At 71.1% G+C, this 25,370-nt stretch carries 23 protein-coding genes, 3 tRNA genes and 1 pseudogene; 22 read left to right on the top strand and 5 right to left on the bottom strand.

The window, feature by feature from the left end:
* The first annotated feature begins 14 nt into the window (after positions 1-14).
* From ML340_RS03730 to radA, 3 genes are all read left to right on the top strand, one after another.
* Positions 15-395, top strand: coding sequence for a helix-turn-helix domain-containing protein (locus ML340_RS03730; RefSeq protein ID WP_240096796.1), 381 nt, complete (start codon positions 15-17; stop codon positions 393-395).
* A gap of 54 nt (positions 396-449) precedes the next feature.
* Positions 450-525 (top strand) — tRNA-Thr (locus tag ML340_RS03725).
* Positions 526-633: 108 nt separating this feature from the next.
* Complete coding sequence (gene radA, locus ML340_RS03720; protein WP_240096794.1) at positions 634-2,022, top strand: DNA repair protein RadA; 1,389 nt, start codon at positions 634-636, stop codon at positions 2,020-2,022.
* Positions 2,023-2,034: 12 nt separating this feature from the next.
* Here the strand turns inward: radA and ML340_RS03715 are convergent, their stop codons facing one another.
* The gene (locus ML340_RS03715; RefSeq protein WP_240096792.1) at positions 2,035-2,826 is read right to left on the bottom strand and encodes a cytochrome C assembly family protein; all 792 of its coding nucleotides are present in this window, start codon (positions 2,824-2,826) and stop codon (positions 2,035-2,037) included.
* 81 nt (positions 2,827-2,907) lie between these two features.
* Here ML340_RS03715 and ffh point away from each other — a divergent pair, with 81 nt between their 5' ends.
* The 7 genes from ffh (at position 2,908) to ML340_RS03680 (ending at position 7,900) form a co-directional block, all read left to right on the top strand.
* Positions 2,908-4,275 (top strand): signal recognition particle protein, encoded by a 1,368-nt coding sequence (ffh, locus tag ML340_RS03710; RefSeq protein WP_240096790.1) that lies wholly within the window; start codon positions 2,908-2,910, stop codon positions 4,273-4,275.
* 86 nt (positions 4,276-4,361) lie between these two features.
* Entirely contained in the window at positions 4,362-4,610 is a 249-nt protein-coding gene (gene rpsP / locus ML340_RS03705) for a 30S ribosomal protein S16 (RefSeq protein WP_240096788.1), read from the top strand.
* 53 nt (positions 4,611-4,663) lie between these two features.
* Entirely contained in the window at positions 4,664-5,185 is a 522-nt protein-coding gene (gene rimM, locus ML340_RS03700) for a ribosome maturation factor RimM (RefSeq protein WP_240096786.1), read from the top strand.
* A 12-nt stretch (positions 5,186-5,197) separates the two neighbouring features.
* On the top strand, positions 5,198-5,968 hold the full coding sequence (trmD, locus tag ML340_RS03695; RefSeq protein WP_240096784.1) for a tRNA (guanosine(37)-N1)-methyltransferase TrmD: 771 nt from the start codon (positions 5,198-5,200) through the stop codon (positions 5,966-5,968).
* Between the two features lie 186 nt (positions 5,969-6,154).
* Positions 6,155-6,568, top strand: coding sequence for a 50S ribosomal protein L19 (gene rplS / locus ML340_RS03690; protein WP_240096782.1), 414 nt, complete (start codon positions 6,155-6,157; stop codon positions 6,566-6,568).
* 76 nt (positions 6,569-6,644) lie between these two features.
* The gene (locus ML340_RS03685; RefSeq protein ID WP_240096780.1) at positions 6,645-7,049 is read left to right on the top strand and encodes an RNA-binding S4 domain-containing protein; all 405 of its coding nucleotides are present in this window, start codon (positions 6,645-6,647) and stop codon (positions 7,047-7,049) included.
* Positions 7,050-7,192: 143 nt separating this feature from the next.
* Positions 7,193-7,900 carry a peptidoglycan-binding protein gene (locus ML340_RS03680; RefSeq protein ID WP_240096778.1) on the top strand — a complete coding sequence of 236 codons (708 nt, stop codon included), beginning with the start codon at positions 7,193-7,195 and terminating at the stop codon, positions 7,898-7,900.
* Positions 7,901-7,978: 78 nt separating this feature from the next.
* Here ML340_RS03680 and katG read toward each other — a convergent pair whose 3' ends face one another.
* From katG to mutS, 3 genes are all read right to left on the bottom strand, one after another.
* A complete protein-coding gene (gene katG, locus ML340_RS03675) occupies positions 7,979-10,132 on the bottom strand; it encodes a catalase/peroxidase HPI (RefSeq protein WP_240096776.1) in 2,154 nt (717 codons plus the stop codon).
* Between the two features lie 176 nt (positions 10,133-10,308).
* Positions 10,309-10,866: a DUF937 domain-containing protein gene (locus ML340_RS03670; protein ID WP_240096774.1), complete on the bottom strand. Its 558-nt coding sequence runs from the start codon at positions 10,864-10,866 to the stop codon at positions 10,309-10,311.
* A gap of 66 nt (positions 10,867-10,932) precedes the next feature.
* On the bottom strand, positions 10,933-13,572 hold the full coding sequence (gene mutS, locus ML340_RS03665; RefSeq protein WP_425608274.1) for a DNA mismatch repair protein MutS: 2,640 nt from the start codon (positions 13,570-13,572) through the stop codon (positions 10,933-10,935).
* 209 nt (positions 13,573-13,781) lie between these two features.
* Between mutS and ML340_RS03660 the strand changes: the two genes are divergently transcribed.
* The 11 genes and pseudogenes from ML340_RS03660 (at position 13,782) to ML340_RS03610 (ending at position 24,770) form a co-directional block, all read left to right on the top strand.
* Positions 13,782-16,277: a TonB-dependent receptor gene (locus ML340_RS03660; protein ID WP_240096770.1), complete on the top strand. Its 2,496-nt coding sequence runs from the start codon at positions 13,782-13,784 to the stop codon at positions 16,275-16,277.
* 175 nt (positions 16,278-16,452) lie between these two features.
* Positions 16,453-16,968 (top strand): CinA family protein, encoded by a 516-nt coding sequence (locus ML340_RS03655; RefSeq protein ID WP_240097198.1) that lies wholly within the window; start codon positions 16,453-16,455, stop codon positions 16,966-16,968.
* 31 nt (positions 16,969-16,999) lie between these two features.
* Positions 17,000-17,635: a transcriptional repressor LexA gene (gene lexA / locus ML340_RS03650; protein ID WP_240096768.1), complete on the top strand. Its 636-nt coding sequence runs from the start codon at positions 17,000-17,002 to the stop codon at positions 17,633-17,635.
* Between the two features lie 175 nt (positions 17,636-17,810).
* A complete protein-coding gene (gene recA, locus ML340_RS03645; protein WP_240096766.1) occupies positions 17,811-18,845 on the top strand; it encodes a recombinase RecA in 1,035 nt (344 codons plus the stop codon).
* Positions 18,842-19,363, top strand: coding sequence for a regulatory protein RecX (locus ML340_RS03640; RefSeq protein WP_240096764.1), 522 nt, complete (start codon positions 18,842-18,844; stop codon positions 19,361-19,363). The genes recA and ML340_RS03640 overlap by 4 nt, the downstream gene beginning before the upstream one ends.
* A 210-nt stretch (positions 19,364-19,573) precedes the next feature.
* Positions 19,574-22,219, top strand: coding sequence for an alanine--tRNA ligase (alaS, locus tag ML340_RS03635; protein WP_240096762.1), 2,646 nt, complete (start codon positions 19,574-19,576; stop codon positions 22,217-22,219).
* A gap of 112 nt (positions 22,220-22,331) precedes the next feature.
* The gene (gene csrA / locus ML340_RS03630) at positions 22,332-22,529 is read left to right on the top strand and encodes a carbon storage regulator CsrA (RefSeq protein ID WP_240096760.1); all 198 of its coding nucleotides are present in this window, start codon (positions 22,332-22,334) and stop codon (positions 22,527-22,529) included.
* Between the two features lie 73 nt (positions 22,530-22,602).
* Positions 22,603-22,695: transfer RNA gene (locus ML340_RS03625), tRNA-Ser, on the top strand.
* A 91-nt stretch (positions 22,696-22,786) separates the two neighbouring features.
* Positions 22,787-22,863, top strand: a tRNA-Arg gene (locus tag ML340_RS03620).
* 78 nt (positions 22,864-22,941) lie between these two features.
* A pseudogene (locus tag ML340_RS03615) lies at positions 22,942-23,505 on the top strand (transposase); the annotation flags it as partial.
* A gap of 132 nt (positions 23,506-23,637) precedes the next feature.
* Positions 23,638-24,770, top strand: a protein-coding gene (locus tag ML340_RS03610; protein WP_240096756.1) for an IS3 family transposase whose coding sequence is annotated in 2 segments (ribosomal slippage) — positions 23,638-23,893 and positions 23,893-24,770 — 1,134 coding nt in all. Because the reading frame shifts where the segments join, the coding sequence is not laid out codon by codon here.
* Here ML340_RS03610 and ML340_RS03605 read toward each other — a convergent pair.
* Positions 24,748-25,056, bottom strand: a complete 309-nt coding sequence (locus tag ML340_RS03605; protein ID WP_240096754.1) for a hypothetical protein — start codon at positions 25,054-25,056, stop codon at positions 24,748-24,750. The two genes, ML340_RS03610 and ML340_RS03605, sit on opposite strands and share 23 nt — an antisense overlap.
* A 32-nt stretch (positions 25,057-25,088) precedes the next feature.
* On the opposite strand from ML340_RS03605, the gene ML340_RS03600 reads away from it, so the two are divergent.
* The gene (locus tag ML340_RS03600) at positions 25,089-25,259 is read left to right on the top strand and encodes a hypothetical protein (RefSeq protein WP_240096752.1); all 171 of its coding nucleotides are present in this window, start codon (positions 25,089-25,091) and stop codon (positions 25,257-25,259) included.
* The last annotated feature ends 111 nt before the right edge of the window (positions 25,260-25,370 follow it).

The following is a 25,370-nucleotide window of genomic DNA, read 5'->3' as shown; positions in this document are numbered from 1 at the left end:
GCGCCATGCTGAGCATGCAGGAACGCATTCGGCGCGCGCGCCGGCGCGCCGGGCTGTCGCAGGCGGCGCTGGCCGAGCGCCTCCGGGTCCGCCGCAGCGCCGTCTCGAACTGGGAATCGGCCAACGACATCCGTCCGGCGATGCCGAACCTGATCGCGATCGCGCGCACCTGCAAGGTGTCGCTGGAGTGGCTCGGCACCGGGCGCGGGCCGATGGTGCCGGACGCCGACGTGCTGGCGGACGTGCCGGCGGCGGATGCCGAACTGGTCGATGCCAGCGAGGAGCGCGCCCTGCTCGCCGCCTGGCGCGCGCTGCCGCGGCGCGCGCAGCTGCTGGTGCTGGAGCTGGCGCAGGCCTTGCAGGGGCAGCGCCGCCGCCCGCGCCGCCCGCTGTGACGGCCCGCCCGCGCTGGCGGCCGGCACGCGGCATTGGCTACAATCCAGGCCCTCGCCGGAATAGCTCAGCTGGTAGAGCGGCGCATTCGTAATGCGTAGGTCGCAGGTTCGACTCCTGTTTCCGGCACCACTTCCCGCCTGCCCCTGCGCCCGCCTGGACGGACGCGCGCAGGCCGCGGTCGCAGCCGCTGCGACCGTCGCCGGCGATCCTGGCGGCCCGTCCGATCGGTGAGCCGGCATGCCCAAGGCCAGCGCCAAGCCCCGCACCGCCTACGTCTGCAGCGAATGCGGTGCCGACTACCCGAAATGGCAGGGCCAGTGCGAGGCCTGCGGCGCGTGGAACACGCTAGCCGAGGTCGCGCTGGAGCCGGCCGCGTCCGCGCGGGCGCCGGCGCCGCGGCGCGGCGGCTGGGCCGGCAAGGTGGATGCACCGAAGATCACCGCGCTGGCCGACGTGCGGCTGGAGGCGCAGGTGCGCGCCTCCACCGGCATCGGCGAGTTCGACCGCGTGCTCGGCGGCGGCCTGGCCGAAGGCGCGGTGGTGCTGGTCGGCGGCGATCCGGGGATCGGCAAGTCCACCCTGCTGCTGCAGGCGCTGGCGAAGATGGCGCCGAGCCTGCCGGGGCTGTACGTCACCGGCGAGGAATCGCTGGCGCAGGTGGCCGGCCGCGCGCAGCGCCTCGGGCTGCCGCTGGACGGGCTGCAGGCGCTGGCCGAGACCTGCATCGAGCGTATCCTCGAGCACGCCATCGCCGCGCGCCCGCGGCTGCTGGTGGCCGATTCCATCCAGACCCTGTGGACGGAGACCCTGACCGCCGCGCCCGGCTCGGTGTCGCAGGTGCGCGAATCCGCCGCGCGCCTGGTGCGCTACGCCAAGGAGACCGGCACCGCGGTGTTCCTGGTCGGGCACGTCACCAAAGAGGGCGGCATCGCCGGCCCGCGCGTGCTGGAGCACATGGTGGACGCGGTGCTGTATTTCGAAGGCGATTCCGGCAGCCGCTTCCGGGTGCTGCGCGCGTTCAAGAACCGCTTCGGCGCGGTCAACGAACTGGGCGTGTTCGCGATGTCCGATGCCGGCCTGCGCGAGGTGGCCAACCCGTCCGCGATCTTCCTCTCCGGCATGGGCGCGGCCCAGCCCGGCAGCTGCGTGATGGTGACCCGCGAGGGCACCCGCCCGCTGCTGGTGGAGGTGCAGGCACTGGTGGACGCCTCGCCGCTGTCCAACCCGCGGCGGGTGGTGGTGGGGCTGGAGGGCAACCGGCTGGCGCTGCTGCTGGCGGTGCTGCACCGCCACGGCGGGGTGATGGTGGGCGACCAGGATGTGTTCGTGAACGTGGTCGGCGGCATCCGCGTGCAGGAAACCGCGGCCGACCTGCCGGTGCTGCTGGCGGTGCTGTCCTCGCTGCGCGACCGCCCGCTGGCGGAGAAGACGGTGGCGTTCGGCGAGGTCGGCCTGTCCGGCGAGATCCGCCCGGTCCCGAACGGCGAGGAGCGCCTGCGCGAGGCCGCCTCGCACGGCTTCAGGCGCGCGATCGTGCCCAGGGCCAATGCGCCCAAGTCGGGCCACTACAAGGACCTGCAGGTGGTCGCGGTGGAGCGGCTGGCGGAGGCGCTGGAGCAGGCCTGAGCCGCGCCCGCCTCAGCCCGGGCGGCGCAGCACCAGCTCCAGTACGAACTTGCTGCCGAAGAAGGCCAGCACCAGCAGCGCCATCGCCGCCAGCGTCCAGCGCACCGCGGTCGCCCCGCGCCAGCCGCGCCGCCAGCGCCCCAGCAGCAGGGCGCCGAATGCCAGCCACGACAGCACGCTGAGCACGGTCTTGTGCACCAGGTGCTGGGCGAGCAGGTCGTGCACGAACAGCACCCCGGTCAGCAGGGTCGCGGTCAGCAGCACGAAGCCGACCGCGATGGTGCGGAACAGCAGGGTCTCCAGCTCGGTCAGCGGCGGCAGGGCGGCCAGCCAGTGCGACAGCCGGCGCCGGCGCAGGGCGCGCTCCTGCGCCCACAGGAACACCGCCAGCACCGCCGCCAGCGCCAGCGCCGCGTAGGCCAGCAGCGCCAGCCAGGCGTGCAGTTGCAGCCGCCAGTCGAGCCGGCTGACCGCATCGGCATGCCCGTACAGCGCATAGGCCAAGAGCGCCAGCGCTGCCAGCGGGAACACCACCAGCCCGAGCGCCGGCATCCGCCCGGTCGCGCCGTAGGCGGTGGTCAGCGCGGCCATGCCCAGCCCGACCAGCGACAGCGCGGCGAAGAAGTGCATGTCCGGCCCCTGCAGCAGGCGCCAGGCCTCGACGTGGGTCTCGGCATGGAACAGCACCGCCAGCACCGCGACCGGGACCCAGCCGCGCGCGTGCGGATGCGCGCCCGTGGCGGTGCGCCACAGCAGCACGCAAGCGGCCAGGTAGAGGGCGAGGGCGATCGCAGGCATCAGCATCCGCGGAAGTGTCGCACAGCCGGGGCCGGCATCGCCGCCGGTATACTGCGCGCCCCCGGCCCGCCCGCAGCCTGTACCGCCATGTTCGAATCCCTGACCCAGCGCCTGTCCGGCACCATCGAGCGCCTGCGCGGACGCGGGCGCCTGACCGAGTCCAACATCGCCGAGGCGGTGCGCGAGGTGCGGATCGCGCTGCTGGAGGCGGACGTGGCGCTGCCGGTGGTGCAGGCCCTGATCCAGCGCATCAAGGTGCGCGCGGTGGGGCAGGAGGTCATGCGCTCGCTGACCCCGGGCCAGGTGCTGGTGCGGATCGTGCGCGACGAGTTGGCCGCGGTGATGGGCGCGCAGGCGTCCGACCTCAACCTCAACGTACCGGCGCCGGCGGTGATCCTGATGGCCGGCCTGCAGGGCGCGGGCAAGACCACCACCGTGGCCAAGCTCGCCAAGCACCTCAAGGAGAAGCGCAAGAAGAAGGTGATGGTGGTCTCGGCCGACGTGTACCGCCCGGCCGCGATCGAACAGCTGCAGACCCTGGCCGGACAGGTGGGCGCGCTGTTCTTCCCGTCCGATGCCGGGCAGAAGCCGGAGGCCATCGTCAAGGCCGCGATCGACGAGGCCCGCCGCGCCTACGCGGACGTGCTGATCGTGGACACCGCCGGCCGCACCAGCATCGACGCGGCGATGATGGCCGAGATCAAGGCCCTGCACGCCGCGGTGAACCCGGTCGAGACCCTGTTCGTGGTGGACTCGATGACCGGCCAGGACGCGGCGGTCACCGCCAAGCACTTCGGCGAGGCGCTGCCGCTGACCGGCGTGGTGCTGACCAAGACCGACGGCGACGCCCGCGGCGGCGCCGCGCTGTCGGTGCGCTACATCACCGGCAAGCCGATCAAGTTCGTCGGCGTGGGCGAGAAGCCCGACGGGCTGGACGTGTTCCACCCCGACCGCGCCGCCAGCCGCATCCTCGACATGGGCGACGTGCTCTCGCTGGTGGAGCAGGTCGAGGCCCAGGTCGACAAGGACAAGGCGCAGAAGCTGGCGGAGAAGGTCGCCAAGGGCAAGCGCTTCGACCTCGAGGACATGCGCGACCAGCTGCAGCAGATGCAGGCGATGGGTGGCCTGCACGGGCTGATGGACAAGCTGCCGGGCGTCGGCCAGCTGCCGGAGGCGGTCAAGCAGCAGGTCACCGGCAAGGAGGTGCCGCGCATGATCGCGATCATCAATTCGATGACCCGGAAAGAGCGGCGCAACCCGGACCTGCTCAACGGCTCGCGGCGGGCGCGCATCGCGCGCGGCGCCGGGCTGACCCCGGCCGACGTCAACCGCCTGCTCAAGCAGTACCAGCAGATGGAGAAGATGATGGGCAAGCTCGGCCGCGGCGGCGCCAAAGGGCTGCTGCGCGGGCTGTCCGGGATGATGGGCGGGCGCGGCGGGCTGCCGTTCCGCTGAGCACCGGGCTTGGCCGCGGCGGGCGCGTCGGCTATACTTGCCAGCTTACCCGGCCATCCCGGCCGCTGGGCAACACCGAGCACACCATGGTCAAGATCCGCCTCACCCGCGGCGGCGCCAAGAAGCGCCCCTTCTACCACATCATCGTCACCGACAGCCGCAGCGCCCGCGACGGCCGCAACATCGAGCGCGTGGGCTACTACAACCCGGTGGCGCAGGGCAACGAGAAGCGGGTCGAGCTGGATCTGGAGCGCGTGAAGTACTGGCTGGACAACGGCGCCCAGCTGACCGACAAGGTCGCCGACCTGTACAAGACCGCCGCCAAGGCGGCCTGATCCCGCCGCATCCCGGGCGGCGCCCCGCGGGCGCCGCCGGACTGGATCCCGCAATGAACGCACCGTCGGCCGGCCAGCGGATGATCGCCGTGGGCCGCCTCCACGGTGCGTTCGGCGTGCGCGGCGAGGTCAAGCTCGAGAGCTATACCGAACCTGCCCGCGCGATCGCGCGCTACCAGCCGTGGACCCTGCGCGACCCGCGCGGCGGCGAGCGCGTGTGCGCGGGCGCGCAGGTGCGCGCCGGCGGCAAGGGCCTGATCGCCACCCTGCCGGGGATCGCCGACCGCGATGCCGCCGAGGCCCTGCGCGGGACCGAGGTGCTGGTGCCGCGCAGCGCGCTACCGCCGCCGGCCCCCGGCGAGTACTACTGGGTGGACCTGGAAGGCCTGCGCGTGGCCAACGTCGAGGGCGTGGACTTCGGCCGCGTGGCCTACCTGTTCGACAACGGCGCCAACCACGTGCTGGTGGCGCAGGGCGAGCGTGAGCGCATGATCCCGTTCGTCCAGCCCGATTACATCCGCAGCGTCGATTTCGCCGCCGGCCTGGTGGTGGTGGACTGGGACCCGGACTTCTAGGCGCCCGCCGGCATGCGTTTCGACGTCATCAGCCTGTTCCCCGAGTTCGTCGCCCAGCTCGCCGCCCACGGCGTGGTCGGGCGCGCCGGCGAGCGCGGGCTGCTGGCGATCCACGGCTGGAACCCGCGCGACTTCGCCGAGGGCAATTACCGCCGGGTGGACGACCGTCCGTTCGGCGGCGGTCCGGGCATGGTGATGCTGATCGACCCGCTGCGTGCGGCGATCGCGGCGGCGCGGGCGGCGGATCCGGCGCCCGCGCGGGTGGTGTACCTCAGCCCGCAGGGGCGGCGCCTCGACCAGCGCAAGGTGCGCGAACTGGCGGCGCTGCCGCGGCTGGTGCTGCTGTGCGGCCGCTACGAAGGCGTGGACGAGCGCCTGCTGCAGGCCGAGGTGGACGAGGAGCTGTCAATCGGCGACTACGTGCTGTCCGGCGGCGAGCTGGGTGCGGCGGTGGTGGTCGATGCGGTGGCGCGGCTGCTGGACGGTGCGCTGGGCGATGCCGAGTCCGCGGCGCAGGACAGCTTCGAGGGCGACGGCCTGCTGGACTGCCCGCATTACACCCGCCCGGTGGACCACCCGCTGGGCCGGGTGCCGGAGGTGCTGCTGTCCGGCGACCATGCCAGGATCGCGCGCTGGCGCCGGCAGCAGGCGCTGGGCCGGACCTGGCTGCGCCGCCCCGACCTGCTGGACGAGGCCGCGCTGTCGAAGGCCGACCGCGCCCTGCTGGAGGACTTCAAGGCGCACTTCCTGCGCGCCCTCGACGCGCCGGAGGGCGATGCCTGATCCGGCGCCGCGCCCGGCCGCTGGCGCGGGCGGGGAAAACATGCGATCATGCTGCGCTGCCCACGGCCTTCCTGGGTCGTGCCTGCAGCACCCCCGATGCCATGACGCGGGTCCACGTGCACTCGCGCAACAACGACTCCAACAGGCGCGTGCAGCCGCACGCAATCCCTTTCCTAGGTTGATCCCATGAACAAGCCCTCGATCCACACCCTCGTCCAGGAGTTCGAGACCGCCCAGGTCTCGCGCCAGCTGCCCGACTTCGGCCCCGGCGATACCGTCGTCGTCAACGTCAAGGTGAAGGAAGGCAACCGCGAGCGCGTGCAGGCCTACGAGGGCGTGGTGATCGCCAAGAAGAACGCCGGCCTGAATTCGTCCTTCACCGTGCGCAAGATCTCGCACGGCTACGGCGTCGAGCGCGTGTTCCAGACCCACAGCCCGGCGATCGACTCGGTCGAAGTCAAGCGCCGCGGCGACGTGCGCGCCAGCAAGCTCTACTACCTGCGCGGACTGGAGGGCAAGAAGGCGCGCATCAAGGAAGACCTGGCCGGCAACGCCAAGGCCAAGGCCGCCGCGGCGGCGGCCGCCGCTGCCGCCGAGTAAGGCGGGACCAAGCGCCTCGCCACGCGACGGCCACCCCCGGGTGGCCGTCTGCGTTTGTGGTACAGGACCGCCGCGCATGCCCAGCTCCGACGAGACCGCCAGCGTCCGCCTCGACCTGTGGCTGTGGGCCGCGCGCTTCTTCAAGACCCGCGCGCTGGCCAAGCACGCCATCGAGACTGGCAAGGTCGAAGTCGGCGGCCAGCGTGCCAAGCCCGCGCGCGGCGTGCGGGTGGGCGATGCGCTGGTGGTGCAGCGCGCGGAGGAGCGCTTCGAGATCGAAGTGCTGGCACTCAGCGATACCCGCGGCCCGGCCAGCGCCGCCCAGGCCCTGTACCGCGAATCCGAGGCATCGCGGCAGGCGCGCGCGCATGCCCGCGCGCAGCGTGCGGCCGAGCGCGCCGGCTTCCAGCCACCCGAAACCAAGCCGGACAAGCGCGCCCGCCGCCTGCTGCGCGCGCTGGGCGATATCGGCGCACTCTAGCTTCAGCACTGCGCGGTGAGCGGCTCGCTTGCCCGCATGCCCTGCCATGCCGGGGCTTGCCGCGTCCGGTCTATGACGCATGGCGGATTGCCGCGGCAGATCGTGCCGCCGAGACTGCCGGCATCCAGTTCCGGAGGACGGCCATGCGCACCCTGTACCGCGGCAGCCACGGCCACGACGTCGAGTTCATGCAGTGCCTGCTGGTGCGGGCGGACACCCGCGAGCATGCCGACCTGCCGTACTCCGGCAGCGATGGCCGCTTCGACGGGGAGTGCGAGCGCGCGGTACGCGCCTTCCAGCGCCGGCATCCGGGCCTGGTGGTGGACGGGGTGGTCGGCCCGCAGACCTGGACCGCACTGGGCCTGCGCCACCAGCGCGAGCATCCGATCCGGCTCTTCGGCCAGCCGGACGGCATGAGCTGCTGGTCGGCGGCGGCGACCATGATCCTCGGCAACACCATGAGCGTCGGCCGAGGCCGGGCCAGCCTCGGCCTGAGGGGTGGGATAATCGCGGATCTCGACAACCTCGACACCTTCGCGCGCGGCTTGGGTTGGCGCATGCCAAACCGCTCGCTGGGGGTGCAGGAACTCGTGGGACTGCTGCTGCGCATGCCTCTGTGGATCGGGACCATATATCGAGATGGGGCCAACCATCTCGGTGGGCATGCCGTGGTGCTGAGCGGCGTCTACAGCGACGGCGATCCCTCCGGGCAGGGCACCATGGTGCGCATCCACGATCCCTGGCCGCCGGGGCGCGGCACGGTTTATGGCAGCTTCGTCAACCCGATCATCCTGCGCGACGGGGCGCGCCGCGCGGCGGCCTCGCTGGAATACGTGCTGATCCCGTCCTGAGCCTGGTGCGCGTATCGCCCCTGGAAAACGACGACGGCCGCCCGCAGGCGGCCGCCGAAGGGGCGCAATCGGCCGGGATCAGGCGCCCAGATCGAAGCGGTCGGCGTTCATGACCTTGGTCCAGGCGGCCACGAAGTCGCGCACGAACTTCTCCTTGTTGTCGTCCTGAGCATAGACCTCGGCGTAGGCGCGCAGGATCGAGTTGGAGCCGAACACCAGGTCGACCCGGGTGGCGGTCCACTTCACCGCGTCGGTGGCGCGGTCGCGGATCTCGTAGTGGTCGCCGGCCTTGACCCAGCGGTTGCCCATGTCCAGCAGGTTGACGAAGAAGTCGGTGGTCAGGGCGCCCACGCGGTCGGTGAACACGCCGTGGCGGGTGCCGCCATGGTTGGTGCCGAGCACGCGCATGCCGCCGATCAGCACGGTCATCTCCGGCGCGGTCAGGCCCATCAGCTGGGTGCGGTCGACCAGCATCTCCTCGGGGCTGGCGGCGTACTGCTTCTTCTGCCAGTTGCGGTAGCCATCCGCCAGCGGCTCGAGGTGGGCGAACGACTCGACGTCGGTCTGTTCCTGGCTGGCATCGCCGCGGCCGGGGGCGAACGGCACCGGCACGTCGAAGCCGGCGGCCTGGATCGCCTGCTCCAGGCCGACGTTGCCGGCCAGCACGATCACGTCGGCCAGCGAGGCACCGGCCTCCTTGGCGATCGGCTCGAGCACCGCCAGCACCCGCGCCAGCCGCGCCGGCTCGTTGCCCTCCCAGTCCTTCTGCGGGGCCAGGCGGATGCGCGCGCCGTTGGCGCCGCCGCGGTAGTCGGACTGGCGGAAGGTGCGCGCGCTGTCCCACGCGGTGCTCACCAGGTCGCCCACCGACAGCCCGCTCGCGGCGATCTTCGCCTTCACCGCGGCCACGTCGTAGCCGGTGCTGCCCTTCGGCACCGGGTCCTGCCAGATCAGGTCCTCGGCCGGCACGTCCGGGCCGAGGTAGCGCGCCTTCGGGCCCATGTCGCGGTGGGTGAGCTTGAACCAGGCGCGGGCGAAGGTGTCCTTGAAGTACTCCGGATCGGCCATGAACTTGCGGCAGATCGCGTTGTAGATCGGATCGACCTTCATCGCCATGTCGGCGTCGGTCATGATCGGGTTGTGGCGCTTGGACGGGTCGCTGGCGTCCAGCGGCTTGTCCTCCTCCTTGATGTCGACCGGCTCCCACTGGTTGGCCCCGGCCGGGGACTTGCGCAGCTCCCACTCGTGGCCGAACAGCATCTCGAAGTAGCCCATGTCGAACTGGGTCGGGTTGCTGGTCCAGGCGCCCTCGATGCCGGAGGTCACCGCATTGGCGGCCTTGCCCTGCATGTCCGGGTTGGTCCAGCCTAAGCCCTGCTCGGTGACGTCGGCGGCCTCCGGGTTCGGGCCGAGGCGCTCGGCGCGGCCGTTGCCGTGGGCCTTGCCGACGGTGTGGCCGCCGGCGGTGAGGGCCGCGGTCTCCTCGTCGTTCATGCCCATGCGCTTGAAGGTCTCGCGTACCTCCAGCGCGGTCTTCGCCGGGTCGGGCTTGCCGCCCACGCCCTCGGGATTGACGTAGATCAGGCCCATCTGCACCGCGGCCAGCGGGTTCTCCAGCGAGGTCGGGTCGCTGTCGTCCTCGTAGCGGCCGCGGCCCAGCCACTCCTTCTCCGCTCCCCAGTAGATGTCCTTCTCCGGATGCCAGATGTCCTCGCGGCCGAAGCCGAAGCCAAAGGTCTTCAGACCCATCGACTCATAGGCGATGTTGCCGGCCAGGATCATCAGGTCGGCCCAGCTGATCCTGTTGCCGTATTTCTTCTTGATCGGCCACAGCAGGCGTCGCGCCTTGTCCAGGCTGGCGTTGTCCGGCCAACTGTTGAGCGGGGCGAAGCGCTGGTTGCCGGTGCCGCCGCCACCGCGGCCGTCGCCGGCGCGGTAGGTGCCGGCGGCATGCCAGGCCATGCGGATCATCAGGCCGCCGTAGTGGCCCCAGTCGGCCGGCCACCAAGACTGGCTGTCGGTCATCAGCGCGTGCAGGTCGCGCTTGAGCGCGGCCACGTCGAGCTTCTTCACTTCCTCCCGGTAGTTGAACCCGGGCGACATCGGATTGGTCTTGCGGTCGTGCTGATGGAGGATGTCGAGGTTGAGCGCATTCGGCCACCAGTCCTCGTTGGTGGTGCTGCTGCGGACGGCGGCGGCGCTGTGGAACGGGCACTTCGATTCGACGTTCATGGAGCGGGCTCCCGGCGGTAGAGGCCTCACTCTAGGCCGGGCCGGTCTCTATGAAAAATCGAATGATTGGAAAATTACGATAGCAACAGACTATTGATCGGCCCGCTGCATCGACTGCGGCCGTGCCGCCCTTCTCAGACTGTGCCTACGGCGTGCGCTGGCGTGCGGTCTGGCGCTCAGCGACCCGCGCCGAACAGCCGCCCGCCGAGCCGCAGCACGTCGTCCAGCCCGAACTGGCCATCGCCGTCCTGGTCCAGCACTTGGCCGAGCAGGGCGAGGCCGGGATTGCCGCGCTCGGCCAGCTGCTGCTGTTCCTGCCCGAGCAGCTGCCCGAGGGCGTGCGGTCCGGCGCTGCCGCCCGCGAACATGCGCCGTCCCAGGTAGGCCAGCACGATCGGCGCGAGGATGGCCAGCAGGCGGCCGGCCTGGTCGCGGCCAAGGCCGCTGGCCTGCCCCAGCCCGGCCTCGGCGCGCGGCAGGCGGTCGCCGAAGATGTGGCCGAGCTGGCCCTGGCCGTCGGTCTGCGGCGAGGCCTGTCCGCCCAGCACCGCGCCGAGGACCTCGGCGATCCCGCCGGCGCCGGCGTGGTCGCGCCCGAGTGCGCCGAGCAGCATCGGCAGGGCCGCGCCGATGGCGGTGGAGGTCTGGGCCGGGTCGGCGCCCAGCTGGCGGCTGATCTGGCCCAGTGCCGGGCCGGTGAGTTGCGCGAGCAGGTCGTCGCTGAGGCTGGCCATGGCGGCAGGCTCCTCCGGTACGGGGGAGTCCCACTGCCACCCTAGCAGGCCCGGCCGCGCGCGGCGTCAAGGCCGGCCGGCGCCGGAGGCCGTCGCCAGCGCCTTCAGCCGGTACAGCGCCTCCAGTGCCTGGCGCGGGCTGAGCGCGTCCGGGTCCAGCGCGGCCAGCGCTTCCAGCGCGGCGGAGGCAGGCGGGAACAGCCCGAACTGCTGCGGGGCTTCGAGCGCCGGCGCGGTCATCGCAGGTAGTGGTGCCTCGCGTGCCTGCGCCTCCAGTTCCGCCAGGCGCGCGCGCGCCTGCTGCAGCACGGTCCGCGGCAGCCCGGCCAGCGCCGCGACCTGCAGGCCGAAGCTGCGGTTGGCCGGGCCCGGGCGCACTGCGTGCATGAACACCAGCGCCTCGCCGTGCTCCACCGCGTCCAGGTGCAGGTTGGCGATGCCGCTGCCCGGTTCGGCCAGCGCGGTCAGTTCGAAATAGTGGGTGGCGAACAGGGTGTAGCTGCGGTTCACCGTCGCCAGCTGGCGCGCCACCGCGTCGGCCAGCGCCAGCCCGTCGTAGGTGGAGGTGCCGCGGCCGATTTCGTCCATCAGCACCAGCGACTGCTCGGTGGCGTGGTGCAGGATGTAGGCGGTCTCGCTCATCTCCACCATGAAGGTGGACTGGCCGCGGGCGAGGTCGTCGCCGGCGCCGATGCGGGTGAGGATGCGGTCGATCGGGCCAATTTCGGCGCGCGCGGCGGGCACGAAGCTGCCGATGTGGGCGAGCAGCACGATCAGCGCGTTCTGGCGCATGAAGGTGGACTTGCCGCCCATGTTCGGGCCGGTGATGACGTACATGCGGGTGCCGCCGCCCTCGGCCTCGGCGTCGAACACCAGGTCGTTGGGTTCGAACGGCGCATCGCGCAGCGCCTCCACCACCGGGTGGCGGCCGCGTTCGATGCGCAGGCCGGGCGCGTCGCGCAGCTCGGGCCGGTTCCAGTCCAGCGCCAGCGCGCGCTCGGCGAAGCACGCCAGCACGTCCAGTTCGGACAGCGCCAGCGCGCAGCGGCGCAGCGGCTCCAGCACGCCGTTGAGGGTATCCAGCAATCCCTCGTACAGCAGCTTCTCGCGCGCCAGCGCGCGTTCGCGCGCGGACAGCACCTTGTCCTCGAAGCCTTTCAGCTCCTCGGTGATGTAGCGCTCGGCGCCGGTCAGGGTCTGGCGCCGGGTGTAGTGCACCGGGACCTTGTCGCTGTGGGCCTTGCCGATCTCGATGTAGTAGCCGTGCACCCGGTTGTAGCCGACCTTCAGGCTGGCGATGCCGGTGGCGGCGCGCTCGCGCGCCTCCAGGTCGAGCAGGAACTGGTCGGCATGGGTGGACAGCCGGCGCAGTTCGTCCAGTTCGGCGTCGAAGCCGTCCGCGATCACCCCGCCGTCGCGCGCCAGCAGCGGCGGCTGCGCGACCAGCGCGGCCTGGAGGTGGGCGGCGGTGGCGGCGTGTTCGCCCAGTTCGGCGTGCAGCGCCTGCAGCCGCGGCGAGTCCAGCGGCGCCAGCAGCGCGCGGATCGCCGGCAGCGCGGACAGGCCGTCGCGCAGGGTGGCCAGGTCGCGCGGACGCGCGCTGCGCAGGGCCACCCGGGCGAGGATGCGCTCCATGTCGCCCAGTCCGCGGAACGCCTCGCGCAGCGGCACCTGGGTGCCGCCGTCCAGCAGCGCCTGCACCGCGTGCTGACGCTGGCGCAGCGGTGCGCGCTCGCGCAGCGGGCGGTGCAGCCAGCGCCGCAGCAGGCGGCCGCCCATCGGGGTGATGGTGCTGTCGAGCACGCCGAGCAGGGTGGCGCGGGTATCGCCGTCCACCCGGCTGTCCAGCTCGAGGTGGCGGCGGGTGGCGGCGTTCATCGCGATCGCCTCGTCGCCGGCCTCCAGCGCGATGCTGCGCAGGTGCGGCAGCCGCTGCTTCTGGGTTTCCTCCACGTAGCCCAGCACCGCGGCGGCGGCGGCGATCGCCAGCGGGCGGTCGTCCAGGCCGAAGCCGGTGAGATCGTGCACGCCGAAGAACTGCAGTAGCTGGCGGCGGCCGGAGTCGGGGTCGAACAGCCACGGCGGGCGCCGGCGCAGGCCGCGCGCCTCCTGCACGCAGGGCGGCCAGCCGTCCTCGTCCGCGATCAGGGTCTCCGCCGGCGCAAGGCGCGCCAACTCGGCTTCCAGCGCGTCCTCGCCGGCCACCTCGCTGGCGCGCAGGCGGCCGCTGGCCAGGTCCGCCCAGGCCAGGCCGTAGCCACCCTTGCCGCGGCTGATCGCCAGCAGCAGGGTGTCGCGGCGTTCGTCCAGCAGCGCCTCGTCGGTGACGGTGCCGGGGGTGACGATGCGCACCACCTTGCGTTCGACCAGGCCCTTGCTGGTCGCCGGGTCGCCGATCTGCTCGCAGATCGCCACCGATTCGCCCAGCGCCACCAGCCGCGCCAGGTAGCCCTCGTAGGCGTGCACCGGCACCCCGGCCATCGGGATCGGCTGGCCGGCCGACTGCCCGCGCTGGGTCAGGGTGATGTCCAGCAGCCGCGCCGCCTTGCGCGCGTCGTCGTAGAACAACTCGTAGAAATCCCCCATCCGGAAGAACAGCAGCACGTCCGGATGCTCCGCCTTGGCGGCGAAGTACTGGCGCATCAGCGGGGTGTGCGGGTCCGAGGGCATGGCGGGGGCGGCGGCGGGCGCGATAGTGTGCCGCATCGGCCGCCGTGATCGGGGCGAATGCAGCCGCCGGCTGCGCGGGCGCGCGCCGATGTGCTAGCGTTCACATCCGGTGCGCAGGGGCGCGCGCCGCGCGTCCATCCCCCACGTGGCCGCACCCGCGACGATCCGCCGTTGCATGCACGACGGCGGGCGCCTGCGCACATCGGTTCCATCGCCATCCATCCGGGGGAAGACCTATGAACGCCATGCATCCACGACCCACGCCGCTGGCCATCGCCGTGCTGGCCGGGCTGATCGCCACCTGTGCGCTGCCGGCGCATGCGCAGGAAGCGCCGGGCCGCGACGAACCGAAGACGCTCGACAAGCTGGTGGTGACCGCGCAGAAGCGCGAGGAGGCCCTGCAGGACGTGCCGGTGATGGTCACCGCGCTGTCCGCCGAGACCTTGCAGGAAAACGGCGTGCGCGACATCAAGGATCTGCAGACCGTGGTCCCGGGCCTGACCGTGACCAGCACCCAGAGCGAGGCGCAGACGGTGGCGCGCATCCGCGGCATCGGCACCGTGGGCGACAACATCGGCCTGGAGTCCTCGGTCGGGATCGTGATTGACGGGGTGTACCGCCCGCGCAACGGGGTCGGCTTCGGCGACCTCGGCGAGCTGGAGCGGATCGAAGTGCTCAAGGGCCCGCAGGGCACCCTGTTCGGCAAGAACACCTCGGCCGGCGTGATCAACATCGTCACCCGCCGCCCGGACTTCGAGCCGGCCGCCGACGTCGAACTGACCGCCGGCAACTACTCCGCGTTCGGCCTGGCCGGCAGCTTCAACCTGCCGATCGGGGAGCACTCCGCGTTCCGGCTGTATGCCGCCGACCGCAGCCGCGAGGGCTTCATCAAGGTCAACACCGGCACCGGCCCGCGCGAGGCGACGCGCGACTTCAACCGCAATTTCTACACGGTGCGCGCGCAGTACCGCTGGGATCCGACCGACACCCTGAGCTTCAATCTCGCGGCCGACTTCACCCGCCGCAACGAGGACTGCTGCACGGCGGTGACCATCATCCGCGGCCCGACCGCCGCCATCATCGACGCGCTGGTCCCCGACTCCGGGGTGGCGCCGGTCGCCGACCCGTACGCGCGGGTCGCCTGGAGCAACCGCAGCACCGCCCAGCGCGTGCGCGACGAGGGGCTGTCGCTGCAGGCCGACTGGACCACCCCGTGGTTCGGCGGCGCGACCCTGACCTCGATCACCGCCAAGCGCAAGTGGAGTACGGTCAACGGCCTCGATTACGACTACACGACTGCCGACATTCTCTACCGCAACCCGGACAAGCGCGACAGCTACAGCGCGTTCGACACCTTCAGCCAGGAACTGCGGCTGGCCGGCAGCAACGACCATGTCGACTGGCTGGTCGGGCTGTTCTATTCCAACGAGGACCTCGACCGCAACGAGGCCTACCGGGTCGGCGCCGCCTACGAGCCGTACCTGTCGATCGCGATCCTGAGCCGGATCAACCCGGCGCTGGGTACCAGCCCGACTGCGCCGCTGTTCCTGTCGCAGGCGTCCGGGCGCCCGGCCGGCACCGTGTTCCTCGGCCATGCCGCGGCCGACACCTACCGCCAGAACGCCAAGAGCACCGCGCTGTTCACCAACAACACCTGGCACGCCAGCGAGCGCCTCGACTTCACCCTCGGCCTGCGCTACACGAAGGAAAAGAAGACGCTCGCCTCGCAGTACAGCAACCCCAACGGCGGTCTCGGCTGCGGCGCGATGCTGGCCAACCCGGCGCAGGTGGTGGCCGCGCTGGTCGCGCGCGGCCTGACCGTGGCCCAGGCCAGCGCGGCGGCGCCGACCGTGATCGGCTTCAGCTGCCTGCCCTGGGTCAATCCGCAGCACAACGGCCGCAGCACCCGCCAGCGCCTGTCCGAGGGCGAGTGGTCGGGCACCCTGAAGGCGGCGTACCGCTGGAACGAGCACGTGATGACCTACGCCTCGGCTGCGCGCGGCTACAAGGCCGGCGGCTTCAACTTCGACCGCGTGCAGTCCAACAACGGCCTGTCCAGCGGCACCGCCGGCGTGATCCCGGTCAACGACACCTCGTTCCCGGCCGAGTTCGTGGACAGCTACGAACTGGGCGCCAAGACCACCTGGCTGGGCGGCAACCTGCTGCTCAACGGCACCTTGTTCCACCAGATCTACAAGGACTTCCAGCTCAACAGCTTCCTTGGCACCAGCTTCGTGGTGCGCGCGATCCCGAAGGTCACCTCCAAGGGCCTGGACACCGAGATCCTGTACCAGCACGGCGGCCTGTTCCTGCAGGGCGGCGCCACCTATGCCGATACCAGGTACGGGCGCGATCCGCTGCCGGACGCCGACCTGCGCCTGCTGCCGGGCAATACCGTCAGCTTCGCGCCGAAGTGGTCGCTGACCGGCTCGGCCACCTACGAGTTCGACGTCGGCGCCGACCTGCTGCTGCGCCTGCACCTGGGCGCCAAGTACATGACCAAGTACAACACCGGCTCCGACCTCGACCCGGAGAAGCTGCAGCCGGCCTACACTCTGGTCAATGCCCGGGTCGGGATCGGCAGCCGCGACCGCGACTGGACCTTCGAACTGTGGGCGGAGAACCTGACCAACGCCAAGTACATGCAGGTGGCCTTCGACGCGCCGCTGCAGGCCGGTTCGTGGAACGCCTTCCTCGGCGCGCCGCGGATGTACGGGGCGACCCTGCGCAAGCGCTTCTGAGCCTCGCTGCCGCGATGGACGCAAGGCCGGCCCCCGGGCCGGCCTTGCGTTTCGGGCGCGGCGGCCAGGAACGGCCGAGCATCCTGCATCCCCGCCACGGTCCCACGGTCGGACCGGTCGCCGGGCCGGGAAGGGTGCTACAACTGGCGCCCATCCCATGCCCGCAGCGCTGCCGATGACCACTGCCGTCCCGACCGATGCCGACCTCGATGCCCTCGCGCGCGACCTCGGCGCGCGCCTGCAGGCCGCGCGCCAGATGCTGGTCACGGCCGAAAGCTGCACCGGCGGCTGGATCGCCAAGTGCATGACCGACATCCCGGGCTCCTCGGCCTGGTTCGACTGCGGCATGGTCGCCTACAGCTACGAGGCCAAGCAGGCGCTCTTGGGGGTGCGTCCGCAAACCCTCGAGCAGTTCGGCGCGGTCAGCCGCGAGACCGCGGTGGAAATGGTGTCCGGGGCGCTGGTGCATTCCGGTGCCACCCTCGCGGTCGCGGTCACCGGCATCGCCGGCCCCGGCGGTGGCAGCCCGGACAAGCCGGTCGGCAGCGTGTGGATCGGCTGGAAGCGCCGCGGCGGCTACGCGCGCGCGGAACTGTTCCGGTTCGCGGGCGACCGCGAGGCGGTGCGCCGGCAGACGGTCGCGGCGGCGCTGGCCGGCCTGCTGCGGCAGTTGGAGGATGCGCCGGCTTGACAGCGGCGGCATTAGTAGCAATGCTACTAACATGCCGCTCACCGCCACCCAGCGTGCCATCCACGCCTTCATCGCCGAACGCATCGAGGCCGACGGCTATGCGCCGTCACAGGCGGAGATCGCCCGCGCCTTCGGCTTCAAGGGCGTGCGCGCCGCCCAGTACCACCTGGAGGCGCTGCAGGCGGCCGGGATGATCGAGCGCGTGCCCGGGCGCGCGCGCGGGCTGCGCCTGCGGCAGTGGCCGGACGGCCCGCGCCAGCTGGAACTGCCGGCCGAGGACGAAATCCTGCGCCTGCCGGTCCTGGGGCAGGTCGCGGCCGGCGTCCCGATCGGCGCCGACATCGGCAGTGAGCAGGTCCTGCTGCTGGATCGCGCCTTCTTCTCGCCGGCCCCGGACTACCTGCTGCGGGTGCGCGGGGACTCCATGCGCGAGGAGGGCATCTTCGACGGCGACCTGATCGGCGTGCACCGCACGTCCGAGGCGCGCAGCGGGCAGGTGGTGATCGCGCGCATCGACGAGGAGATCACCGTCAAGCTGCTCAAGGTCTCCGGCGGCCGCATCCGCCTGCTGCCGCGCAACCCGGACTATGCTCCGATCGAGGTCCGCCCGGGCCAGGACTTCGCCATCGAGGGCCTGTACTGCGGCCTGGTGCGCCCGCATGCGTAGGCCCCGGCCCGGGCGCCCGCGGGCGGCAATCCGAGCCGGGGCGCGGGCTTTCCCGATCGCGCCCACGGCCGGTGCCGGCGATCCTTCCCTTCCGGCGGGTCGCGTCGCAGCCCGTGCGACGCCGCCGGCCTAGGCTGTCCCCATCCCAGACATTCACGACGCGAGGAGCATCCCGATGGACGAGAACAAGAAGCGCGCGCTGGCGGCCGCCCTGACCCAGATCGAGCGCCAGTTCGGCAAGGGCTCGGTGATGCGCATGGGCGACCGCACGGTCGAGGCGGTGGAGACGGTCGGCACCGGCTCGCTGATGCTGGACATCGCCCTCGGCATCGGCGGCCTGCCGCGCGGCCGGGTGGTCGAGATCTACGGCCCGGAATCCTCCGGCAAGACCACCCTGACCCTGCAGGCGATCGCCCAGTGCCAGAAGGCCGGCGGCACCTGCGCCTTCATCGACGCCGAGCACGCGCTCGATCCGATCTACGCGCAGAAGCTCGGGGTCAACCTGGACGAGCTCTACCTGTCGCAGCCGGACACCGGCGAGCAGGCGCTGGAGATCGCCGACATGCTGGTGCGTTCCAACGCGATCGACATGGTGGTGGTGGACTCGGTCGCCGCCCTCACCCCCAAGGCCGAGATCGAGGGCGAGATGGGCGACCAGCTGCCCGGCCTGCAGGCGCGCCTGATGAGCCAGGCCCTGCGCAAGCTGACCGCCAACATCAAGCGCAGCAACTGCCTGGTGATCTTCATCAACCAGCTGCGCATGAAGATCGGGGTGATGATGCCGGGCCAGAGCCCGGAGACCACCACCGGCGGCAACGCGCTCAAGTTCTACGCCTCCGTGCGGCTGGACATCCGCCGCATCGGCAGCGTCAAGAAGGGCGAGGAGATCATCGGCAACCAGACCCGGATCAAGGTGGTCAAGAACAAGCTGGCGCCCCCGTTCAAGCAGGTGGTGACCGAGATCCTGTACGGCGAGGGCATCAGCCGCGAGGGCGAGCTGATCGACATGGGCGTGGAGGCGCGACTGGTCGAGAAGGCCGGGGCCTGGTACAGCTACGACGGCGAGCGCATCGGCCAGGGCAAGGAGAACGCCCGCCAGTACCTGAAGGAGAATCCGGCCGCCGCCGCCAAGCTCGAGGCCGCCCTGCGCGAGAAGTACGTCCCGCAGGACATCCCGCGCGGCGAGGCCGAGGCCGACGCCGAGGCATGAGCCAGGACCCCGGCGGCAGCGCGGGCGGCAGGCGCGGCGGCCGCCGCCGGCCGGAGCCGCCGCCGCTGCAGCGGGCGCTCGGCCTGCTGGTGCGGCGCGAGCATTCGCAGCGGGAATTGGCCGGCAAGCTCGCCGCGCGCGGGGTGCCGGCCGAAGAAGCGGCGCAGGCGGTGGCGCGCCTGGCCGCCGCCGGTTGGCAGGACGACCGCCGCTTCGCCGAGTCCCTGCTGCGCGCCCGCCTGGCCTCCGGCTATGGGCCGGCCTGGGTGCGCGCGGAACTGGGCACCCACGGCCTCGGCGCCGACCTCATCGCCGAAGTACTCGCCGCCTGCCCGGCGGAGGAGTGGGAGGCGGCCGCCCGCCGCCTGCTGCGCCGGCGCCACGGGCAGGCGGGCGATCCGCCGGCGCGGCGCAAGGCCCATGACCTGCTGCGGCGGCGGGGGTTCGGGCGCGAACTGGCCGCGCAGGTGCTGGCGGAGCATGCCGCCGAGGACGAGGACCTGGACGCGGGGGCGTAGAGCCATCGCCGATCCCGGGCAGCCCGCGGCGCGGTCCCGGCAGGGCCGCGCCGGCCCGATCGCTGCAACCACCGCAAGCGCAGGCGGGGCGCAGCGGCGCGCGCCCGGCATCGTCGCAATGGCTGTGTACACTAGCGGACTCGGCCGCCAGGCCGGTTGCGTCCGCCCGCGGGGCCCGGCGCGCCGGTCCCGCCATCCTCCGCCGCCTGCATGAAGACCACCGCCGACATCCGCCGGGATTTCCTGGATTTCTTCGCCTCCAAGGGCCACACCATCGTGCCGTCCGCGCCGCTGGTGCCGGGCAACGACCCGACCCTGCTGTTCACCAACTCCGGCATGGTCCAGTTCAAGGACGTGTTCCTGGGCGCGGAGAAGCGCAGCTACGTGCGCGCGGCCGACGTCCAGCGTTGCCTGCGCGCCGGCGGCAAGCACAACGACCTCGATTCGGTGGGCTATACCGCGCGCCACCACACCTTCTTCGAGATGCTGGGCAACTGGTCGTTCGGCGACTACTTCAAGAAGGAGGCGATCGCCTGGGCCTGGGAACTGCTGACCGAGGTCTGGAAGCTGCCGAAGGAGCGGCTGCTGGTCACCGTCTACCACACCGACGATGAGGCCTACGCCATCTGGCGCGACGACATCGGCCTGCCGGAGGAGCGCATCGTCCGCATCGGCGACAACAAGGGCGCGCCGTATGCGTCCGACAACTTCTGGCAGATGGCCGATACCGGGCCCTGCGGCCCGTGCACCGAGATCTTCTACGACCATGGCCCGCACATCGCGGGCGGCCCGCCGGGCAGCGCCGACGAGGACGGCGACCGCTTCATCGAGATCTGGAACCTGGTGTTCATGCAGTTCGACCGCCAGCCGGACGGCCGCCTGGTGCCGCTGCCGGCGCCGTGCGTCGACACCGGCATGGGCCTGGAGCGCCTGGCCGCGGTGCTGCAGCACGTGCACTCCAACTACGAGATCGACCTGTTCCAGGCGCTGATCAAGCGCGCGGCCGAACTCACCGCCACCGCCGACCTGGAGAACAAGTCGCTGCGGGTGATCGCCGACCACATCCGCGCCAGCGCGTTCCTGATCGTGGACGGCGTGCTGCCCTCCAACGAGGGCCGCGGCTATGTGCTGCGCCGGATCATCCGCCGCGCCCTGCGCCACGGCTGGATGCTGGGCGTGCGCCAGCCGTTCTTCCATAAGCTGGTCGCCACCCTCGACGCCCTGATGGGCGAGGCCTACCCCGTGCTGCGCGAGGGCCGCGCCACCGCCGAGCGCGCGCTGCTGGCCGAGGAGGAGCGCTTTGCCGAGACCCTGGATGCCGGCATGCGCATCTTCGCCGAGGTCGCCGCGCAGGCCGGCGCCGGCGGGGTGATCCCGGGCGAGGCCGCATTCCGCCTGTACGACACCTACGGCTTCCCGCTCGACCTGACCCAGGACATGGCGCGCGAGCGCGGGATGACCGTGGACCTGGCCGGCTTCGACGCGGCGATGGCGCAGCAGAAGCAGGCCGCGCGCGCGGCCGGCAAGTTCGGCGGCGGCGTGCAGCTGCCGGCGGAGCTGGTGGCGCAGCTGGCGCCGACCGGCTTTCTCGGCTACGAGCAGCTGGAGGCCGAGGGCCTCACGGTGGTCGCGCTGCTGCAGGACGGGCGCCCGGTCGAGGCGATCGCGGCCGGCGCCGAGGCCATCGTGCTGCTGGACCGTACCCCGTTCTATGCCGAGTCCGGCGGCCAGGTCGGGGATACCGGCGACCTGTCAGCGCCCGGGCTACGCTTCACAGTGCGCGACACCCTGAAGCTGGCCGGGCAGTACCACGGCCACCTCGGCCAGCTGGCGTCCGGCACGCTGCGCGTGGGCGACCGCGTGCATGGCGCGGTGGACGCCGCCCGCCGCGCCGCGACCGTGCTTAACCACAGCGCCACCCACCTGCTGCACGCCGCGCTGCGCGAGGTGCTGGGCACCCACGTGCAGCAGAAGGGCTCGCTAGTCGCGCCGGACCGCCTGCGCTTCGACTTCTCGCACTTCCAGCCGCTGACCGCGGCCGAGCTGGCCGAGATCGAGCGCCGGGTCAACGCGCAGATCCGCGCCAACCACGTCGGCGAGATCCGCCACATGGGCATGCAGGAGGCGCTGGACTTCGGCGCGATCGCGCTGTTCGGCGAGAAGTACGGCGAGCGCGTGCGCGTGCTGCGCTTCGGCGAGGCGTCCACCGAACTGTGCGGCGGCACCCACGTCGCGCGCACCGGCGACATCGGCCTGTTCAAGATCGTCAGCGAGGGCGGCGTGTCCGCCGGCGTGCGCCGGATCGAGGCGGTGACCGGGCAGGGCGCGCTGGATTACGTGGCGTCCGAGGAACGCCGCCTGCACGAGGCCGCGCAGTTGCTGGGCGGCAACGCGCAGGACGTGGCCGACAAGCTGCGCGCGCTGCTGGAGCGCCAGAGGAAGCTCGAGCGCGAGCTGGAGCAGTTCAAGGCCAAGGCCGCGTCCAACGCCAGCGACGACCTCGCCGCGCAGGCGCAAGACGTGGACGGCATCAAGGTGGTGGCGGCGCGGCTGGAGGGCTTCGACGCCAAGGCGCTGCGCGAGGCCACCGACCGCCTCAAGCAGCAGCTTGGCGACGCGGTCATCGTGCTGGCCGGGGCCGAGGCCGGCAAGGCGGCGCTGGTGGCCGGCGTCAGCGGTCGCGCGCTGGCCCGGGTCAAGGCCGGCGAGGTGCTGGCCGAGGTCGCCCGCCGCAGCAACGGCAAGGGCGGCGGGCGTCCGGACATGGCCCAGGGCGGCGGCGAGGACGGCCCGGCGCTGCAGGCCGCGTTGGCCGATGTCACGGTCTGGGTGCGTGAACGGGTAGGGGCGGCGTGAAGATGTGTCTTGTCGAAGCTGAACGCCGCCCCGTATCATCGGACGAATGCGATGCAGGACGTGGCGGAACCGGGTTCCGCGGCGCTGCCGTTAGCGACAGGAGAGTTGCAGCATGTTGATCCTGACTCGGCGTGTCGGTGAGACCCTCATGATCGGGGACGCCATCACCGTGACCGTGCTGGGCGTGAAGGGCAACCAGGTGCGCATCGGCATCACCGCGCCGAAGGACGTGGCCGTCCATCGCGAGGAGATCTACCAGCGCATCCAGTCCGACGAGGCCGCCAAGGCGGCGTCTCGCCAAGAGGAATGAGCGCGAGGCAGCGGCGCGGGTTTGCCGGATGCGCCGCCTGCCTGTATCCTTGCCGGCTCGCGGATCGCCCCACGGAGACTTGCCCGAGAGGCCGAAGGGGCTCCCCTGCTAAGGGAGTATGGGGCCAAAAGCTCCATCGAGGGTTCGAATCCCTCAGTCTCCGCCACCCGGCGGCGATGCGCGGATGGCAAGGCGGTCGATCGAAGACGATTTTGCGTTGACGCACCGACCCGGTTGCCGCATAATTTTACTTCTACGCGCCCGTAGCTCAGTTGGATAGAGCACCAGGCTACGAACTTGGGGGTCGGAGGTTCGAATCCTTCCGGGCGCGCCATCGTCGCAACGCCGGCCTCGTGCCGGCGTTTTCATTTGGTAATTCCCCTAGTTTCTGGACCAGCTTAGGCTGGTTCTCATGCGTAAGTGCACTGCCTGTGGACGTGCCCGGTTCTGGGCGTTGGCCGATGGTCGGTACAAGTGCAAGGCCTGCGGCCATCGCCAGCGGGAGGAGCTGTCAGCGTGGGCAAGCATCAGGCTCACGGACGCTCAGAAGCGCCAACTGATCGAGCGCTTCGTGCTGGGTGTGCCGGTCTACCGGCAGCGCTTCAGGCCCGTCTGCGGAGCCAACACGGCCGAGAAGATGTACCGGGTGCTGCGCGCCTGCTGCGCCTATGCCGAGCAGTGGCGGGCGCCGTTCACCGGCGCGGTGGAATGCGATGAAACCACGTTCGGAAGCGCTCGCCACGGGCCTCGTGGCTGGGGTGCCCTAGGCAAGGTGATCGTGTTCGGCATCATCAAGCGCAATGGCGAGGTCAAGGCGATGCCGATCGCCACACACGACCGTCGGGCGGTCATGGAGCAGATCGATGCCCACACCCGCGAAGGCTCGCTTTACTACACAGACCAGTGGCAGGCCTACGCCACCCTGAAGCTGCGCGGAGACCATGTGGTCATCCGCAAGGAGAAGGGGCGACCGGTCGGGCGCGACCATATCAACGGCATCGAAGGCTTCTGGAGCTATGCCAAGAACTGGCTGTACCCCTACTGACCTGCCCCCCTCAAGCCGTACCACTCGAAGCTAGGTAGAGTCCGTCATCCAGAGAGGACGGACATGCGCAAGAGTCGATTCACCACGGAACAGATCATCGGGTTCATCAAGCAGGCTGAGGCCGGCATGGCGGTGTCGGAGCTGGGCCGGCAGCACGGCTTCAGCCCGGCCAGCTTCTACGCGTGGCGTGCGAAGTACGGCGGCATGGAGGCAGAGGACGCCAGGCGCCTGAAGGCCCTCGAGGCCGAGAACAGCCGGCTCAAGCGCCTGCTGGCCGAGGCGCACCTGGACATCGAAGCGCTGAAGATCGGCTTCGGGGTAAAACGCTAGCCCCGCAACGCAAGCGCGAGGCGGTCCGTCGCATGCTCGAGGCTTTGGCTGTGAGCGAGCGCCGGGCCTGCCGCCTTGCGGGGCTGTCCCGCGACGCCTTCCGCCATCTGCCCGAGCCGGCGCCTGCGACGCAGGCGCTGTCGGCCAGGATCATCGAACTGGCGCAGGTGCGCCGCAGGTTCGGCTACCGCCGCCTGCACGACCTGCTGCGCCGGGAGTATCCGACCGTGAACCACAAGAAGGTCTACCGCCTCTATCGCGAGGCGAACCTGGCCGTGCGCCGCCGCAAGAAGATCCGCAGGCCGCCGGTCGAGCGCCAGGCACTGTCTGCTGTCGCCGCGCCCAATGCAGTCTGGAGCATGGACTTCGTCAGCGACGCGCTGGCCAATGGTCGCCGCCTGAAGAGCCTGACGGTGGCCGATGACTTCACCCACGAGTGCATCGACATCACGGTCGACCATGGCATCAGCGGCGCCTATGTCGTGCGCGTACTGGATCAGGCTGCGCGGTTCCGCGGCTACCCGCGGGCGGTGCGCACGGATAACGGTCCGGAGTTCACCAGCCGGGCCTTCATCGCGTGGACCCAGCAGCACGGCATCGCGCACCTGCTGATCGAGCCCGGCCGCCCCATGCAGAACGGCTATATCGAGAGCTTCAACGGCAAGTTCCGCGACGAGTGTCTGAACGAGCACTGGTTCACGTCGCTTGCCCAGGCCCGCGAGGTGATCAGCGAGTGGCGCCGCGACTACAACCAAGTGCGACCACACAGCAGTTGCGGCCGCATCCCACCCGCACAGTTCGCCGCCCACCACCGTACCCAAACCCCGCAACACCAAGTACCCTTCAACCCCGGACTCTCCCAGTAATCAGTGGTACGGCGATTGGGGGCAGGTCATCGACGCGCTCGCGCCCTTCCGAGACCTCCCGCTTGAGCATGGCGGCGCGCGAGCGAGCCGCGTCGAACTGCGCCTTCAGCCCGGCATCCGTCCCGCCCACGTCCTTGAGCTGCGCGGCCAGCCGGGCGGCCTCCTCGCGCGCCGTCTTGAGCGCAGTTTCATTCTGCGCTAGCGTGCGCTTGAGGCCGGCAAATGCCTCGAGTCCTGCCTTTGCATCGACACCCAGTCGGATGGAGAGGTTCAATGGAGCGGTCATCACATCACCTGCCCGGCTGGTATTCGTTGCTCATGATCGCGTTCGCGGTCTTCCTCATGTTCGGCTTTGCCGGCATGTGGCCCGCATGGCTTGAGCGCGCGCTGCGCCTGGCGACCGGCGCAGCCATGTTGGTCACCATGGGCTTCGCGCTGTTCCTTGGCATCGTCGTCGCCTACATCCTCATCGTCCGTCCGCGGCGCTGACCGCTTGTAGCCATTCCTTCCAGCCCTTCGCATCCGCCTGCGCCGCGCGGGCGGCTGACCTGAGATGGATCGTGTAGCCACCTGGCTGGTGAGTTCTCTACCCTCAACAGG

The organism is Thermomonas flagellata (assembly GCF_022419185.1).
Taxonomy (GTDB): Bacteria; Pseudomonadota; Gammaproteobacteria; order Xanthomonadales; family Xanthomonadaceae; genus Thermomonas; species Thermomonas flagellata.
Note: the sequence above shows the minus strand (reverse complement) of the source record. Positions and strands in the feature narration are given on the sequence as shown.